This window comes from Tepidimonas charontis, assembly GCF_007556685.1.
Classification (GTDB): domain Bacteria; phylum Pseudomonadota; class Gammaproteobacteria; order Burkholderiales; family Burkholderiaceae_C; genus Tepidimonas; species Tepidimonas charontis.
Genome location: NZ_VJON01000012.1, coordinates 1 through 15,132 on the forward strand (window position 1 = coordinate 1; position 15,132 = coordinate 15,132).

Below are 15,132 nucleotides of genomic sequence, written 5' to 3' on the forward strand. Positions count from 1 at the left end.
CAGGCTTGCCAGCAACTGGGCATCGCGCACAAGTTCACCCGCGCGTATCGGCCACAAACCAACGGCAAGGCCGAGCGGTTCATCCAGTCGGCGCTGCGTGAGTGGGCCTACGGCTGGACCTACCAAAACTCCGAGCAGCGGCGCCAAGCGCTTCACAGCTGGCAGCACCACTACAACTGGCATCGCCCGCACCACGGCATAGGCCGCGTCGCGCCTATGTCACGGCTTCTAGTTCTTCGGAACAACCTCTTGACGGCTCACAGCTAGACGGCTGGCCAACAGCGCATCGGCCCAGTGCTGCCACCCCTGTGAATCGGTGATATGGCCAAAGGCGCCTGCACGCGCCAGGGCAGCCATCCAGTCGTCTTTGTCGGCGGTGGCGCTCGCCATCTGCGGCTCGAAACCCGCTTCGGCTACGGTACGCGCGACTTCGCGCATTTCCTCGGCGCGACGCCGCCCGTGCTGGGCGACGCGGCGATAAAAGTAGGCGGCCTGGGCCGGCCAGTCGATACCGGGAAAGGTCTCCTGCAGGGTGGCGATCATGGCCTCCTCTACACCGTAATGGCGCGCCGCCGTGAAGCTTTCGATGACCAGGGCCTCCAGCCCCTTGATCATGACGCTGCGGCACATTTTGGTGGCCGATGCGACGCCCAGGTGCTCGGAGGCCACCTGCACCTGCATGCCCCAGCGTTGCAGCACCGGCTGCAGGGCCGCCGCGTGCGGTCCCCCGATGAGCATGGGCACGCGAATACCATAGGGCGGCACCGAGGTCATCACACCCGCCTCGACGTAGCGGCCGCCGGCGGCTTCGATGGCTGCGGCGGCTGCCTGCTTGGTCGCTGGCGAGGCCGAGTTGAGGTCCAGATACCAGGTGCCGGGGCGCAATTCGGTGGCAGCGGCTTGCGCCGCCGCCAAGGTGTTGCCCGCCGTGACGGCACTGATGAGCAACTCCGCCTGTGCGCACAACGCAGCCAAGTCCGGACACAACGTGACCCCGGCCGCGGCGGCACGCTGCTGCAGGACGACGCGCTCGGCCTCATTCAGCGCCAGCACGTCCCAAGCGCCCACCCAGGGCAGCCCCTGCTCGCGCAAGGCCGCACCGAAAATGGCGCCCACTTCCCCCAAGCCGATGACGCCGACCCGGGTGAGGGGCGCGGCGGCGGACGCGGCGCCCGGCGGCGGGCTGAATGGACTCGCTGCAGAGCCCGCGGGGGGCACTCCGTGCTGAATGGACATGGCTGAACTCCTCGTCTGTCGAGCGGCGCCGGTGCGACCCGGCCTGCGGCCTCGAAATGGCGCGGCGGACCGGGGGCTGTGTCGCGGCCCGGGTGGCGTTCAACGCGCAAGACCGCATCATCGTCTCGAGTGCCCTCCGGCGTGCCGACCCGGCGTCGCTGCGCTGGCCACCCTCACGACAACAGGCGCAACGCCACCAAGGTGATACCGGGAAAGGCGGCCAGAATGGCGGTGCGCACCAGATCGCTGAGTACGAACGGGGCGACGGCACGGTAGGTGGCGGTGATCGGCACGTCGCGCGCCAGGTTGTTGATGATGAACAGGTTCATGCCCACCGGCGGGGTGATCAAGCCGACTTCGACCACGATCAGCACCAGGATCCCGAACCAAATCGCCGTCTCCTCGGGCGTCAGCCCGAAGTCCAACCCCATGATCATCGGAAAGAAGATCGGGATGGTCAGCAAAATCATCGACAGCGAGTCCATCACGCAGCCCAGCAACAGATAGGCCACCAAAATCACGGCCAGCACCAACCACGGGCTCAGCCCCAGGCCGATGACCCACTGGGCCAGCTCCTGTGGCAGTTGCGACAAGGCCAAAAAGGTGTTGTACAGCGCCGCCCCCAATACGATCATGAAGATCATGCCGGTGGCGATGGCGGTTCCATAAATGGCTTCGCGCAGCGTTTTGGCGGTGAGTCCGCCCGTCAGCCATGCCGCCACCCCGGTGCCAAAGGCGCCCACGGCCGCGCCTTCGGTGGGGGTGAAGATCCCGATGTAGATGCCGCCGACGACGGCCAAGAAAATGACCACCACGGGCCAGGTCTGCACCAGCGCCTTCCAGCGCTCACTCATCGGTGCGGGCGCCATGCGCCCCGCGCTGTCGGGCTTGACGCGCACGTAAATGGAGATGACGATAAGATAGCCGATCGCCGCCAGGATCCCGGGTATAAACGCGGCCAGGAACAGCTTGGCGATATTTTGTTCGGTGAGGATGGCGTAGATGACCAACACCACCGAGGGCGGAATGAGAATGCCCAGCGTGCCGCCGGCGGCCAGGCAGGCGGTGGACAATCCCCCGGCGTAGCCGGCGCGGCGCAACTCCGGCAGGGCCACTTGCCCCATGGTGGCGGCCGTGGCCAGCGAGGAGCCGCAAATGGCGCCGAAGCCGGCGCACGCCCCGACCGCCGACATCGCCACCCCGCCCCGCCAATGACCAATCCACGCCTCGGCTGCCTTGAACAGCGCTCGCGACAGCCCGCCGAGCGCGGCGAACTGCCCCATCAGCAAAAACAGCGGCACCACCGACAGGCTGTAGTTGGAAAACGTGCTGTAGGTGACGTGCTTGAGCTGGTTGAGCAGCGGCGCGGGCTGACCGTAGATCAGGTAGGCGCCGCCCAAGCCGCACAGCGCCATCGCCAGCCCGATGGGCACACGAATGAAGATCAGCGCCAGCAGGAGCGGAAACGACCACGCAGCGAGTTCGATCGTGGTCATCTCAGTGCCCCCCCTGCCGTCGCCAGCGGCCAGCCCTGCGGATAACGGGCCAACCCGAGTCGAATGAGGGACTGTGTCAGATAGGCCAGACAGCCGATCAGCGCCCCCGCTAGGCAGACCGCATAGGCCCACCACACCGGCATCTGCAGGATGAAGGTGGTCTCCAGATACTGGCGCTTCTCCTCCATACCTTCCCACAGCCGCCAGGTCAGCACACTCCACAGGGCCAGCATGGCCAAGTCACACGCCACCGCAATCCCACGCTGCAAGGCGGCTGGCAAGTGCGTGTAGAGCAGATCGACCGTCGCATGCCCCGCGCGCAGGTAGGTCCACGGCAGAAACAGAAAAACCGCCACCGCCGTGCCCGCCTCCACCAGCTCGAAGTCACCCGGCACCGGCCCCAGCCCGAACGCAATCAATGCCCGCCCCGAAATACTGGCCACGCTCATCAGCGTGATGCCCACCAGCACCAACCCACCCAACAGCGCCGACCAGCGCGCCAATCGAAAGATCCAAACCGTCATCCGCTTACTCTGTCGTCACCGATGTGACGGGCTGGGCCCGCCACGACCACCAAAAAAAACGCGCATGGGGACTGCCGCCATGCGCGGTCTGACCAGCTACAGTTTACTTGCCGTTGTGCTGGGCAATGAGGGCGCGCGCCTCGCGCACCAAAGCGTTGGCATCGATGCCTTTGCCCCGCATCTCCTTGATCCAATCGTCCTCCACCACCGACGCCGTGCGCAGCCAGCGCTGGGCTTCGGCCGGCTCCAGCTGCGTTATGCGGTTGCCCGCCTTCAGGGCGATCTCGCGCCCGGTCTTGTCGGCGTCGTCCATCGCCTTGCCGAAAGCGGCCGAGAGCGTCGGGCCGCTGTTGTCGTCGATCACCTTTTTCAGCTCCGCCGGCAGCGCCTCGTAGCGCGCCTTGTTCATGGCGAAGGCAAGCGCCATGGTGTAGAGCGCACGGTCGATGGCAAACGTGGTGTGATGCTTGACGATTTCGTGCACCCGCAGCGACGGCCCCACCTCCCACGGGATGGTGGTGCCGTCGATGACACCTTTGGACAGGGCCTCGGTGACCTGCGGCACGGGCATGCCCACCGGCGTGGCGCCCAGCTTGACCAACATATTGTTGACGATACGGGTGCCGCCGCGGATTTTCATGCCACGCAGGCTTTCCAGGCCAGTGACGGGCTGCTTGGTGTGGATCAGTCCGGGGCCATGCGTGTGGATGGCCAGCAGTTTGACGTCACGAAACTCGTCGGCGGCGAACTTTTACGCGTAATCCCACGCGGCTTTGGAAGTCACCTCGGCCGTGCGCTCGTGAGATGGCGCGATGAACGGCAGCTCGAACACCTCCATCTTGGGAAAACGCCCGGGCGTGTGGCCCAGCACCGTCCACACGACATCGACCACGCCATCCTTGACCTGGTCATACAGCTGCGGTGGCGTGCCACCGAGCTGCATGGCCGGAAAGACCTGCACGCGGATGCGTCCGCCCGAATCCGCCTCGATTTTCTTGGCCCAGGGCTCGATGACCAAACGCGGAATGGAAGCCTGCGCTGGCAAAAAGTGATGCACGCGCAGCGTCAGCTGCTGCGCCCAGGCGGCGCTGCCCAGCAAAACCCCGCTCACGGCTACGATGGCGGTGCGACGGTTGACGGTCAGTTTCATGCGTTGTCTCCTTCAGAACGTCCGGTCGGACATGGCAACGAGCGACGACTGCCACGGTGCACTGAAGCGCCGGCCGTGAAACGGTGATCCCCCATCATCGACAAGCTGTTATCACGTTTTGGCATGGGCTGCGGGCTCACCCATTTGCTTGCCCCTCTGCGTTGCACTCACACCGCTGGCGCCCGCGCCGGCAGTACCGTCCCGCGGCATTCGCCAAACCCGATGCGCGCCCACCCCGGCGCCTGGCACCAGCCGCGCAGCACCACGGTGTCGCCGTCTTCCAAAAACGTGCGCTGCTCGCCTGAGGGCAAGGTCAGCGGCTGCTTGCCGCCGGCGGTGAGTTCGATGAACGCCGCCGCCTGGTGCGGCTCGGGCCCCGAGAGCGTGCCGGTGCCCAACAAATCGCCGGGTTGCAGATTGCAGCCGTTGACGGTGTGGTGCGCCACCATCTGCGCCACTGCCCAGTAGGCGTAGCGATAATTGGTCTGTGCCACCACGTGTTCCGGCTGTCCGTGCGCGTGCATCTGCGCCGTCTGCCAGCCAATCGTCAGTTGAATATCGAACGCCGCACGGTCTCGGCGGGCGGCATCATCCAGATACGGCAGCGGCGGCGGGTCGTCCGCTGGCCGCTCGAAGGGGACCCGATACGGCGCCAGGGCCTCCAGCGTCACCACCCATGGCGAGACCGTGGTGGCGAAATTTTTGGCCAGAAACGGGCCCAGCGGCTGATACTCCCAGGCCTGAATGTCGCGCGCCGACCAGTCGTTGAGCAGCACGAGCCCGAAGACATGGGACTCCGCCTCGGCCACCGGAATCGGCTCGCCCAGTGCGTTACCGGGCCCGATGAAGACGCCCAGCTCCAGCTCGATGTCCAGACGCCGGCTGGGCGCCAGCACCGGCGCGGCGGCGTCGGGCGTCTTGATTTGCCCGCACGGGCGGTGAAAGCGCTGCGGCGACACGCCGACACTGGAGCTGCGCCCGTGGTAGCCGATGGGCACCCATTTGTAATTGGGCAGCAGCGGCTGGTCGGGTCGGAACAGCCGGCCGATGTTGGTGGCGTGATGGATCGACGTGTAGAAGTCGGTGTAGTCGCCAATGCGCGCGGGCAGGCCGTATTCGGCCTCGCTCTGTGGCAGCAAGCACGGCTCGACGAGCGCACGCAGCGGGCTGCCTGTGCGCAGCGCACGCGACAAGGCCAGGCGCAGCGCGCTCCAGTGGGCCGGGCCCAGTGCCATCAGCGCATTGAGCTGCGGTTCGGCGGCCACGGCCAAGGCTTCGGCCGCCTGCCCCTCGAAGGGGTGGACGCGGTGCAAGGCGGCCAAATCGACGATGGCGTCCCCAATGGCCACCCCGCCCCGCCAGCCCTCGCCGCGGCCGCGCCGCCGAAAACTGGCAAAGGGCAGGTTCTGAATCGGAAAATCGGTGCCCTCGCGTTGGGCGCTGTCCACCCAGCTGCGCAGGGCGGGATCATGGGTTTCGTTGAGCATCGACATAAATGAGGTCTCTTCGACGTGGGGGGGCGCTGCCGCGCCTTGCCGGTGCGCGGCACGAGGCAGCGTCCGTCAGGTGCAGCACCCACCGGTCTATGGTCGCCGGGCTCGCCTGCCTGCGGCGGAACGCGGGCGTCAGCCTGCCGCAGCGGTGGCCAGCGTGTTGGCGCGCGCCAAGGCGATGGCCTCGGACAACACCGTGCGATCCCCCACGTGATTGGCCAGGATCAGCACCAGCTTGGCCAGAAACATGTCGGCCTGCTCGTCGCTGAGATCGCGCTGGGCGTTGATCAGTTCTTCATAAAACGCGTCCGGATCGAGGATGTGGGGCTGACGGTTCAGCGGCATGGAGGACCTCCGGCAAACACGGTTAAGACGCGGCTGGCGCCACTCGATGACCGAGGGCGCGCGCCAAGGCCGCCTCGACGGCGGCGCGGTCAAAGCGGCGCCAGCGGGCGGCCACATACTGGTCGGGCCGAATCAAATACACCGTACCCGGCTGGCCGTCGTAGCGCTGGGTCAGCACGCCCGCGCGGTCGATGAGGTCGCGCCCGACCTGCAGCACCCGGGCCTCGACGCCGCCGACGCGTACCGGCTCGGCCGGGCCAAAGCTCAGCAGCACAAAGCCTTCGCCCAGCTGATTGAGCAGCCACGTCGCGCGCCCGTCGCGCTCGATCGGCGCGTCGGCGCAGTTGGTGCCTGGCGCCATCCGACCGGCGAATGCCTCGGTATCGGGGGTATTCAGTGGCGAGTCGACGTAGGGAGTTGGCGTCGACAGGCGGCCGCTGTTGACCAGCGGCCGCGCAAAGGGCTCGGTGCGCGCCAGCTCCAGCACCGCATTGCGCAGGCGCAGCGAGGTGCGGCTCTTGGGCGTGATGAAGTCCGTGGAGCGCGTGGAGTTGAGCAGGTTGTCGTCGGCGGCCAAGGCGCGCTCGTCGTGGTAGGTGTCGAGCAGCGCCTCGGGGGCGTCGCCGTCGAGCACCGCTTTGAGCTTCCAGCTCAGGTTGTCGCAGTCCTGCACACCGCTGTTGGCGCCGCGCGCGCCAAACGGCGACACTTGGTGCGCCGCGTCACCGGCGAAGATCACCCGCCCGTGGCGGAAGCGGTCGATGCGCCGGCACGCGAACTGGTACACCGACACCCACTCCAGCTCGAACGGCACGTCCGGCCCCAGCATGGCCTGGATACGCGGGATGACGCGCTCGGGCTTTTTTTCCTCGTTGGGGTCGGCATCCCAGCCGAGCTGGAAGTCGATGCGCCAGACGTTGTCGCACTGCTTGTGCAGCAGCACGCTTTGGTTGCGGTGGAATGGGGGGTCGAACCAGAACCAGCGCTCGGTCGGGAAGTCGGCCTTCATCACCACGTCGGCGATGAGAAAGCGGTCCTGGAAAAACTGACCCGTAAACTCCGCCCCGATCATGCGCCGGGTGTCGCTGTGTGCACCGTCACAGGCAATGAGCCATTCGGCCTCCATTTTGAAGATGCCGTCGGGGGTTTCCACCGTCAGCACCACGTGGTCGGTCTGCGGCTCCACCGCCAGCACCTTGTGCTTCCAGCGCAGATCCACCCGTGGCGAGTCGTCGCACGCGCGAACCAGCCGCTCCTCCAGGTAGTACTGCTGGAGGTTGATCATCGCCGGCATCTTGTGGTGGTCTTCGGGCAGCAAGTCGAACTGATAGACCAGCTCGTCGCGGAAGAACACCTTGCCCACTTTCCATTGCACGCCCTGCGCCACCAGGTCCTCACCGATGCCCAGGCGATCCCAGATCTCCAGGGGGCGCTTGGCGTAGCACACCGCGCGCGAGCCGACGCTGACGGTGTTGTTGTCATCGAGCACGACGGCCGGGATGCCGCGCGCGGCGCAGTCCAGCGCCTGCGTCATGCCCACCGGGCCAGCACCGATGATCACCACCGGATGGCGCACCCGGCGGCCTTCGCGTTGCTCGTCACTCTGCCGGTAGGCATATCGCGGATAGGTGTAGGTGTGCAACATGGTCAGGGCTCCTGCGGGTACGGTGCGCCCCGTCACCCGCGGCGCGGGCGACAGATGTCGAGAAGCGATGCGAATCGGGGCGCTGCGCGCGTCTTGCGTCTTAGTCGAGCGCGTGGAATTCCTTTTCGTGCATCCAGGCCGCGTGCCGGGGCGCGCGTTTGGTCTGCGCCCATTCGTTGAGCATGTCCCATTTCACGGCGTCGAGCTTTTCATACATGTCGGGCGTGCCGACGTCGGCAGCAAGCTCGATGCGGTGACCGTTCGGGTCGAAGAAATAGATGCTCTTGAAAATGGTGTGATCGGTGATACCCACCACCTCAATGCCGGCCGCTTCCAAGCGCGCCTTGGTCTCCTGCAGCGTTTGTACGCTGTCGACCTTGAAGGCGATGTGCTGCACCCACTCCGGGGTGTTGGGGTCACGCCCCATGGCCGGGGAGTTGGGCAGCTCGAAGAAGGCCAGCACGTTGCCCTGGCCCGCATCCAGAAAGACGTGCATATACGGGTCGGGCGCTTTGGTGGAGGGCACCTGGTCTTCGGCAATCGCCAGCACGAACTTCATGTTCAAGTGCTTGACGTACCACTCGACCGTCTCCTTGGCGTCCTTGCAACGATAGGCGACATGGTGGATGCGTTGGATCTGCAGCATGGCTGGCTCCTCGGTTGGCTGCTCGGGATAGATGGCGACCGCACCGGGGCGACGGCGACGAGGCAAGGGGCAGGTGCCTGCCAAGCCGTGGGTGACAACGATCCAGGGCTGGCACAGCGGTCTCGTCGCCGACCCGCGGGGCGCGGGCGCTGCGCCTCAACCCTCCAGGGTTTCCCACATCTGGCGATCGCGCTCGGCGGTCCAGACGCGCGGGTCGGGGTACTGCGTGACCTCGTCGTAGCAACGTGTCACATCGAAGGGCATGCAGTGATCGAAGATCACCCACTCCCCGTATTTGGGCTTGAGCTTGTCGTAGGTCTCGCGGTAGACGGTCTTGAGGTCCTTGCCCGCTGCCACACCCGCTTGCACGCTGGCGTACACGTCAGCGATGAAGGCGCGCGTGCCACGCAGCGCGGCTTGCACCTGCTCGGGCGTGGTCAGCGCCGGGCCACGCCCCGGCACCAACTGTTGCGGCTGCAGCGCGGCAATGCGGTCCAGCGTCTGGGGCCAGTCCTTGAAGTAGGCGTCGCCCGCGTAGGGGGTGGCGTCGAACTCGACCAGGTCGCCGGAGAACAGGATTTTTTCCTGCGGCAGCCACGCCACCGTGTCGCCCTTGGTGTGACCGCGCCCGAGCTGCAGCAGCTGCACCTCCAGCTTGCCCAGCCAGATCGTCATCTTGCCGGTGAAGGTGATGGTGGGCCAGGTCAGCCCCGGCGGGATGCTTTCCACGGCGCGGAACAAGCGCGGAAAGCGACCGATCTCGCTGGCCTTGTCGGCTTCGCCGCGCTCGACGATGAGGTCGTAGGTGTCCTGGCTGGCGATGATGTGTTCGGCCTGGTAGGCACTGGCGCCGAGCACGCGCACCGCGTGGTAATGCGACAGCACCACGTATTTGATCGGTTTGTCGGTGACCGCGCGAATGCGCCGGATCACGTCTTGGGCCATGACCGGCGTGGCCTGGGTGTCGATCACCATGACGGCGTTGTCGCCGATGACGACGCCGGTGTTGGGGTCGCCCTCGGCCGTGTAGGCGTAGGCGTGTTCCGACAGCCGCGTGAAGCTGACCTGCTTGTCCTGCAGGTCGGCCTGGCTGGCGAAGGCTTTGGTGCTCATCGATCGGACTCCGGTGGTGAATCAGATTTTGTTTATATCAAATGCGTTTGTCATACAACAAAGCCGAGAATACCCAAAATCGTTGTACCATGTCAAACGGATTTGACTTAGTACAAACCCTAGGTGTGCCGTGCCAACCGAAAAACGCAATCGAACGATGGCCGCCCCATCCCCTGACCGCCGCACTCTGGACCGCGAGGATGATGAGCCCGTCGTCAACGACGGAAACGAGCCTCGCAGTCCGCGCGGCATTCAGAGCGTGGAAGTGGGCGGACAGTTGCTCAAGGCACTGGTGCGGGCCGGGCGCGCCCTGCCCCTGGGGGCGCTGGCGCGCGCGGCCGGTATGACGCCCGCCAAAGCCCATCCCTACCTGGTCAGCTTCGGCAAGCTCGGGCTCATCGCCCAAGATCCGGTCAGTGGCAGTTATGGCTTAGGGCCGCTGGCGTTGCAGCTGGGGCTCATCGGTTTGCAACAGGTCGATCCGGTGCGGCTGGCCGTGGCCGAGCTGCCTGCGCTGGCGCAAGCGGTGGGTTGCACGGTGTCGGCCGCGGTGTGGGGGCCGGTGGGCCCCATCATCGTGCATGTGGAGCGCGGCCCCACGGCTGTGCACGTGGCCATGCGCCACGGCACTCCGGCGTCGCTGCGCCACACGGGCACGGGCAAAATCTTTGCCGCCTTTGCTCCCACCGACGCCGTAGCCGAGGCTTTGGCGCGCGAGGGCGAGGCCGCAGCGCTCACCGACCCGGTATTTGCTGCCGAGCTGCAGTCCATTCGGCGCGAGGGCCTCAGCCGCGTGCGTGACGAGCTGCTGCCTGGCATCAGTGCGATGGCCGTGCCGGTCTTCGACGGACTGGGTCAGGTCGTGCTGGCGATCGCCGCCATCGCCCCCTCACCGTTGTTGGACCTGAGCACCGACAGTGCGCAGGCGCGGGCATTGCGCGCCGCCTCCCAGCGGCTGTCACAGCGCCTGGGTGCGCCGGCCCAGACGCCCCACCCGGCCGCCTGAGGGCTTGCTGAAGCCGCGCTTCACCGCCCTTCGAAGCGCGGCGCGCGTCGCTCGGCCAACGCAGCACGCCCTTCGGCGAAGTCGCGGCTGGCGTGGGTCGCCACCTCGCGCGCGCGCCAATCGTCCGGTCGGCGCTCCCCCAGGGCGATGTCTTGCAGTGTCTGTTTCATGCCCTGGACGGCCAGCGGTGCCAGGGCCAGCACCTGCGCGCACCGGCGGCGCACGGCGGCGTCCAAGTCGGCGGGCTCGACCAACTCATCCAGATAGCCCAGCGCCAGCAGTTCGGCCGCGCCCAGCGGTTCCGCGAACAGGAACAGCCGGCGCGCCGCCGACAACCCCAGCGTGGCCACGCAGCGGCGCATGCCGCTGGGGTAGTAGTGCAGGCCCAGCGCGGCTGCGGGCATGCGCAGCTCCATCCCCTGGACACCGATGCGAAAGTCGCACGCCAAGGCCAGGTCGGTGGCCCCGCCATAGACACTGCCGGCCAAGGCCGCGACCGTGACCGGGCGCGCCCGGGCCAGCGCGTCGGCTGCATGGGCAAAGGCATCGACGGCCGCCCCGGCATCCGCCCCGAATCCGCCCAGGTGGAAACCGGCACTGAACACCGGCGCATCCGGCAGCACACGCGCGCCGAGCACGAGCACCCGCACCGAGGCGTCGCGGTTGGCCGACTCGACATGGCGCACCAGCGCGCGCAAGTCTTCGTCGTGCAGGCGATTGCGGTGGCGCGGACGGTTGAGGGTGATCGTGGCCACACCGTCATGGACCGCATAGAAGGGGCTGGAAGCGTCGTCGTGCATGGCACGGGAGTATGCCGCTCCCGCTCGGGCTCTTCGGGTGGCCCTGGGATCGGGGAGATGGCGTCTGCGGGTTTTCCCGGATCCGAAACGGGGCGTGAAACCGCTACATTCGCCATATCGTTATTTTTTGTAACTTTATTCATGAATGCCACCCCCGATCTCCAAGCCGTCGACGTTACCCTGGACGGCGCCGTCGCCATCGTTCGGTTGCGGCGTCCGGCCAAGCGCAATGCCCTGTCGGATGGGCTGATCCTGGCGCTGCGCCAAACCTTCGAAACCCTGCCGGAGGCCGCGCGCGCCGCGGTCATCTGCGGCGAGGGCGAGCACTTCTGCGCCGGGCTGGATCTGTCGGAACTGCGCGAGCGCGATGCTGGGGAAGGCGTGATGCACTCCCGCCTGTGGCACACGGCGCTGGAAGCCATCGAGAAGGGCCGCGTGCCCGTGGTGGCGGCCCTGCATGGCGCCGTGGTCGGGGGCGGGCTGGAGCTGGCCAGCGCCTGCCATGTACGCGTGGCGGACGACAGCGCGTACTTTGCCCTGCCCGAAGGCTCTCGCGGCATCTTCGTGGGCGGCAGCGGTTCGGTGCGCATCCCCAAGCTGATCGGCGTGCCGCGCATGATGGACATGATGCTGACCGGCCGGGTCTACGACGCCGAGGCCGGCGAGCGCATCGGGCTGGCGCAGTACCGCGTGCCGGCCGGCCAGGCGCTGCCCAAGGCGCTGGAGCTGGCCCGCCGCATCGCCGAGAACGCCCCGCTGACCAACTTTGCGCTGATGCACGCCCTGCCCCGCATTGCCGAACAGGCCAGCGACCACGGCCTGTTCACCGAGGCGCTGATCTCCGCCATTGCCCAGGCGGCACCGGAGGCCAAGGCCCGGCTGCGCGCCTTCCTGGAAGGCAAGGCCGCCAAAGTGCGCAAAGACGCCTGAGCCGGCCGCCCACGACACGCACGACCAGAGAGGACGAGGAGACATGAACGCGATGGACATTCCACCGGGGCCGCCCGATGCCGCACAGGCGCCGTTTCGCCCGCTGCGCTTTGGCGTGACGCGCGTGCAGGTGCGCGACGGCGAGCGCGGCACCCATTACCTGCGTGCCGAGCAGGCGCTGCAACCCTACCCCGACCGTCTGACGGATCGCCTGCGGCACTGGGCGCACACCCGGCCGCAGCGCACGCTGTTCGCCCGCCGCCGGCGCGAGGTGCGCGCCGACGGCACGACGGGGCTGGGCGACTGGCAGCACGTCACGTTTGCCGAGGCCTGGCAGACCGCGCGCGCGATTGCCCAGGGCCTGCTGTCGCGGGGACTGTCCGCCGAGCGGCCGGTGCTGATTCTGAGCGAAAACAGCCTGGAGCACGCGCTGCTGGCGCTGGGCTGTCTGGTGGCGGGCGTGCCCTGGGTGCCGGCGTCCCCGGCCTATGCGCTGCTCAGCAGCGACTTCGACAAGCTGCGCCACGTCTGGCGCACGGTCACCCCGGGCCTGGTGTTCGCCCAAGATACCCGCTACGCCCGCGCCATCCAGGCCGTGGTGCCCACCGAGGTGGAGACGGTGCTGGCCGAAGGCGCGCTGCCCGATCGGCCCGCCACGTCGTTCTCGGCGCTGGCGTCCACCCCTGCGACCGACGCCGTGGACGCCGCCATGGCCGCCACGGGGCCGGACACCATCGTCAAGTTTTTGTTCACCAGCGGCTCGACCAAAGCGCCCAAGGCCGTCATCAACACCCAGCGCATGTGGTGCGCCAACCAGCAGCAAATGACGCAGTCCATGCCGGTACTGGCCGAAGGCGACCTGGTGCTGGTGGACTGGCTGCCGTGGAACCACACGTTTGGCGGCAACCACAACTTCGGCATGGTGCTCTACCACGGCGGCACGCTCTACATCGACGACGGCAAACCCACCCCGGCGCTGATCGGCGAGACGCTGCGCAACCTGCGCGAGATCGCACCGACCGTGTATTTCAACGTGCCGACCGGGTTCGAGGCGATCGCCCACGCGATGAAGACCGACGACGCCTTGCGCCGCACCCTGCTGTCGCGCGTGCGCATGTTCTTCTATGCCGGCGCGGCGCTGGCCCAACCCATCTGGGACAGCCTGTACGAGAGCGAGGTGCGCGAGACCGGCGAGCGCATCGTCATGACCTCCGGCCTGGGCATGACGGAGACGGGGCCGTTTGCGCTCTTCGTCACCAGCCCGGATGTGCGCGCGGGCGACCTGGGCATCCCCACCCCGGGCCTGGAAGTGAAAAGTGGAGCGCGTGGACACCGACACCCACCCGCGCCCCTCGCCGCTGGAGGCGCTGGCGCGCCTGCGCCCGGTGCACCCGGGCGGGGTGCAGACGGCCGGCAACAGCTCGGCGCTGGTGGATGCGGCGGCGGCCGCCGTGGTGGCGGGTGGCGCGTTCACCCGCGACTGGCAAACGCGCACCGGACGTGCGCCGCTGGCGCGCGTGGCGGCCGCCGCGGTGGTCGGCGTGCCGCCGGAGATCATGGGCATCGGCCCGGCACCCGCGATCCGCCTGCTGCTGCAGCGCGCCGGGCTGACGCTGGACGCCATCGACCGCTTCGAGATCAACGAGGCGCAGGGCGCGCAGGTGCTGGCCGTGGCGCGCGAGCTGGGGCTGGACGAGGCGCGCCTGAACGTGCACGGCGGCGCCATCGCGCTGGGGCATCCGCTGGCGGCCACCGGCGTGCGGCTGACGCTGACCTGCGCGCGCGCGCTGCGCGCCTGCGGCGGGCGCTGGGGCGTGGCCTCGGCCTGCATCGGCGGCGGCCAGGGCATCGCGCTGCTGCTGGAAAACCCCGATGCCCCGACCGCCGCCTGATCGAACACCCACCCCCAACGCTGGGCCGCCCTCCCCGCGGCCCCCAGGAGACACCGATGCAACTGAATGGACAAACCGCCCTGGTCACCGGCGCCGGCTCCGGCCTTGGCGAGGCCACGGCGCGCGAGCTGGCTGCCCGTGGCGCACGCGTGGCCGTCATCGACCTGTCGGGCGAAGCCGCCGCGCGCGTCGCCGCCGACTTGAACGCCGCCCACGGCGCCGGCACGGCACTGGCGCTGGCTGCCGATGTCGCCAGCGCCGACGGCCTGCGCGACGCCTTTGCCCAGGCCGCCGCCGCGCTCGGCCCGGCGCGCATCCTGATGCACGTGGCCGGCATCGGCACCGCGCGGCGCATCGTCGGCAAAGACGGACAGCCCGCCCCGCTGGAGGACTTCGAGCGCGTCGTGGGCGTCAACCTGATCGGCACCTACAACGCCGCGCGCCTGTTCGCCGCCGCCTGCGCCGCCCTGCCCCCGCTGGAGGATGGCGAGCGCGGCGTGATGGTATTCACCGCCTCCGTGGCGGCCTTCGACGGCCAGGTCGGCCAGCAGGCCTACAGCGCGTCCAAGGGCGGCGTGGTGGGCATGACGCTGCCCATGGCGCGCGATCTGGCGCAGCATGGCATTCGGGTCTGCACCATCGCGCCCGGGCTGTTCGACACGCCGCTGATGCGCACCTTGCCCGAGGCCGTGCAGCAGTCGCTGGCGGCGAGCATCCCGTTCCCGTCGCGGCTGGGCCGCCCCCAGGAGTTTGCCGATCTGGCCTGCCACATCGTCACCAACGGCCACCTCAATGGCGAGGTGATCCGGCTGGACGGCGCGCTGCGCCTGGCCCCGCGTTGACCCTTGCCGGAGGC

13 protein-coding genes and 3 pseudogenes are annotated in these 15,132 nt (G+C 68.0%); 6 read left to right on the top strand and 10 right to left on the bottom strand.

Features of this window, described 5'->3' with window-relative positions; translation table 11 throughout:
• On the top strand, positions 1–267 hold a 267-nt coding region (locus tag Tchar_RS05095; RefSeq protein WP_144328002.1), incomplete at its 5' end, for an integrase core domain-containing protein.
• On the opposite strand, the gene Tchar_RS05100 is transcribed toward Tchar_RS05095, so the two are convergent.
• The 9 genes and pseudogenes from Tchar_RS05100 to Tchar_RS05140 all read right to left on the bottom strand — a co-directional run bounded on the left by Tchar_RS05100 (position 229) and on the right by Tchar_RS05140 (position 9,648).
• A complete protein-coding gene (locus tag Tchar_RS05100) occupies positions 229–1,236 on the bottom strand; it encodes an NAD(P)-dependent oxidoreductase (protein ID WP_144328003.1) in 1,008 nt (335 codons plus the stop codon). The two genes, Tchar_RS05095 and Tchar_RS05100, sit on opposite strands and share 39 nt — an antisense overlap.
• A 173-nt stretch (positions 1,237–1,409) precedes the next feature.
• The gene (locus Tchar_RS05105; protein WP_144328004.1) at positions 1,410–2,732 is read right to left on the bottom strand and encodes a TRAP transporter large permease; all 1,323 of its coding nucleotides are present in this window, start codon (positions 2,730–2,732) and stop codon (positions 1,410–1,412) included.
• Entirely contained in the window at positions 2,729–3,256 is a 528-nt protein-coding gene (locus Tchar_RS05110; RefSeq protein WP_144328005.1) for a TRAP transporter small permease, read from the bottom strand. Before Tchar_RS05110 ends, Tchar_RS05105 begins: the two co-directional genes overlap by 4 nt.
• 103 nt (positions 3,257–3,359) lie before the next feature.
• Positions 3,360–4,406, bottom strand: a pseudogene (locus Tchar_RS05115) (TRAP transporter substrate-binding protein).
• A 167-nt stretch (positions 4,407–4,573) separates the two neighbouring features.
• Complete coding sequence (gene fahA / locus Tchar_RS05120) at positions 4,574–5,899, bottom strand: fumarylacetoacetase (RefSeq protein WP_144328006.1); 1,326 nt, start codon at positions 5,897–5,899, stop codon at positions 4,574–4,576.
• A gap of 132 nt (positions 5,900–6,031) precedes the next feature.
• A complete protein-coding gene (locus tag Tchar_RS05125) occupies positions 6,032–6,244 on the bottom strand; it encodes a DUF2783 domain-containing protein (protein ID WP_144328007.1) in 213 nt (70 codons plus the stop codon).
• 22 nt (positions 6,245–6,266) lie between these two features.
• Positions 6,267–7,889 carry an FAD-dependent oxidoreductase gene (locus tag Tchar_RS05130; protein WP_144328008.1) on the bottom strand — a complete coding sequence of 541 codons (1,623 nt, stop codon included), beginning with the start codon at positions 7,887–7,889 and terminating at the stop codon, positions 6,267–6,269.
• Positions 7,890–7,989: 100 nt separating this feature from the next.
• Positions 7,990–8,532 (bottom strand): VOC family protein, encoded by a 543-nt coding sequence (locus Tchar_RS05135; RefSeq protein WP_144328047.1) that lies wholly within the window; start codon positions 8,530–8,532, stop codon positions 7,990–7,992.
• A 159-nt stretch (positions 8,533–8,691) separates the two neighbouring features.
• Positions 8,692–9,648 carry an MBL fold metallo-hydrolase gene (locus tag Tchar_RS05140; protein ID WP_144328009.1) on the bottom strand — a complete coding sequence of 319 codons (957 nt, stop codon included), beginning with the start codon at positions 9,646–9,648 and terminating at the stop codon, positions 8,692–8,694.
• A gap of 157 nt (positions 9,649–9,805) precedes the next feature.
• Between Tchar_RS05140 and Tchar_RS05145 the strand changes: the two genes are divergently transcribed.
• Complete coding sequence (locus Tchar_RS05145) at positions 9,806–10,654, top strand: IclR family transcriptional regulator (RefSeq protein WP_144328010.1); 849 nt, start codon at positions 9,806–9,808, stop codon at positions 10,652–10,654.
• Positions 10,655–10,674: 20 nt separating this feature from the next.
• Here Tchar_RS05145 and Tchar_RS05150 read toward each other — a convergent pair whose 3' ends face one another.
• Positions 10,675–11,454, bottom strand: a complete 780-nt coding sequence (locus Tchar_RS05150) for an enoyl-CoA hydratase/isomerase family protein (protein WP_144328011.1) — start codon at positions 11,452–11,454, stop codon at positions 10,675–10,677.
• Between the two features lie 141 nt (positions 11,455–11,595).
• Here Tchar_RS05150 and Tchar_RS05155 point away from each other — a divergent pair, with 141 nt between their 5' ends.
• The 4 genes and pseudogenes from Tchar_RS05155 (at position 11,596) to Tchar_RS05170 (ending at position 15,118) form a co-directional block, all read left to right on the top strand.
• Positions 11,596–12,384: a crotonase/enoyl-CoA hydratase family protein gene (locus Tchar_RS05155; RefSeq protein WP_068607534.1), complete on the top strand. Its 789-nt coding sequence runs from the start codon at positions 11,596–11,598 to the stop codon at positions 12,382–12,384.
• A 52-nt stretch (positions 12,385–12,436) separates the two neighbouring features.
• Positions 12,437–13,699: pseudogene (locus Tchar_RS05160) on the top strand (AMP-binding protein); the annotation flags it as partial.
• A pseudogene (locus Tchar_RS14200) lies at positions 13,698–14,276 on the top strand (acetyl-CoA C-acyltransferase); the annotation flags it as partial. The pseudogenes Tchar_RS05160 and Tchar_RS14200, both read left to right, overlap by 2 nt.
• A 56-nt stretch (positions 14,277–14,332) precedes the next feature.
• The gene (locus tag Tchar_RS05170) at positions 14,333–15,118 is read left to right on the top strand and encodes an SDR family NAD(P)-dependent oxidoreductase (RefSeq protein ID WP_144328049.1); all 786 of its coding nucleotides are present in this window, start codon (positions 14,333–14,335) and stop codon (positions 15,116–15,118) included.
• Positions 15,119–15,132 lie beyond the last annotated feature (14 nt).

Bases quoted from the DNA above. Each gene is read 5' to 3' on its own strand.
- Tchar_RS05100 (WP_144328003.1), bottom strand. From the start codon at position 1,236: ATGTCCATTCAGCACGGAGTGCCCCCCGCGGGCTCTGCAGCGAGTCCA.
- Tchar_RS05105 (WP_144328004.1), bottom strand. From the start codon at position 2,732: ATGACCACGATCGAACTCGCTGCGTGGTCGTTTCCGCTCCTGCTGGCG.
- Tchar_RS05110 (WP_144328005.1), bottom strand. From the start codon at position 3,256: ATGACGGTTTGGATCTTTCGATTGGCGCGCTGGTCGGCGCTGTTGGGT.
- fahA (WP_144328006.1), bottom strand. From the start codon at position 5,899: ATGTCGATGCTCAACGAAACCCATGATCCCGCCCTGCGCAGCTGGGTG.
- Tchar_RS05125 (WP_144328007.1), bottom strand. From the start codon at position 6,244: ATGCCGCTGAACCGTCAGCCCCACATCCTCGATCCGGACGCGTTTTAT.
- Tchar_RS05130 (WP_144328008.1), bottom strand. From the start codon at position 7,889: ATGTTGCACACCTACACCTATCCGCGATATGCCTACCGGCAGAGTGAC.
- Tchar_RS05140 (WP_144328009.1), bottom strand. From the start codon at position 9,648: ATGAGCACCAAAGCCTTCGCCAGCCAGGCCGACCTGCAGGACAAGCAG.
- Tchar_RS05145 (WP_144328010.1), top strand. From the start codon at position 9,806: ATGGCCGCCCCATCCCCTGACCGCCGCACTCTGGACCGCGAGGATGAT.
- Tchar_RS05150 (WP_144328011.1), bottom strand. From the start codon at position 11,454: ATGCACGACGACGCTTCCAGCCCCTTCTATGCGGTCCATGACGGTGTG.
- Tchar_RS05155 (WP_068607534.1), top strand. From the start codon at position 11,596: ATGAATGCCACCCCCGATCTCCAAGCCGTCGACGTTACCCTGGACGGC.
- Tchar_RS05170 (WP_144328049.1), top strand. From the start codon at position 14,333: ATGCAACTGAATGGACAAACCGCCCTGGTCACCGGCGCCGGCTCCGGC.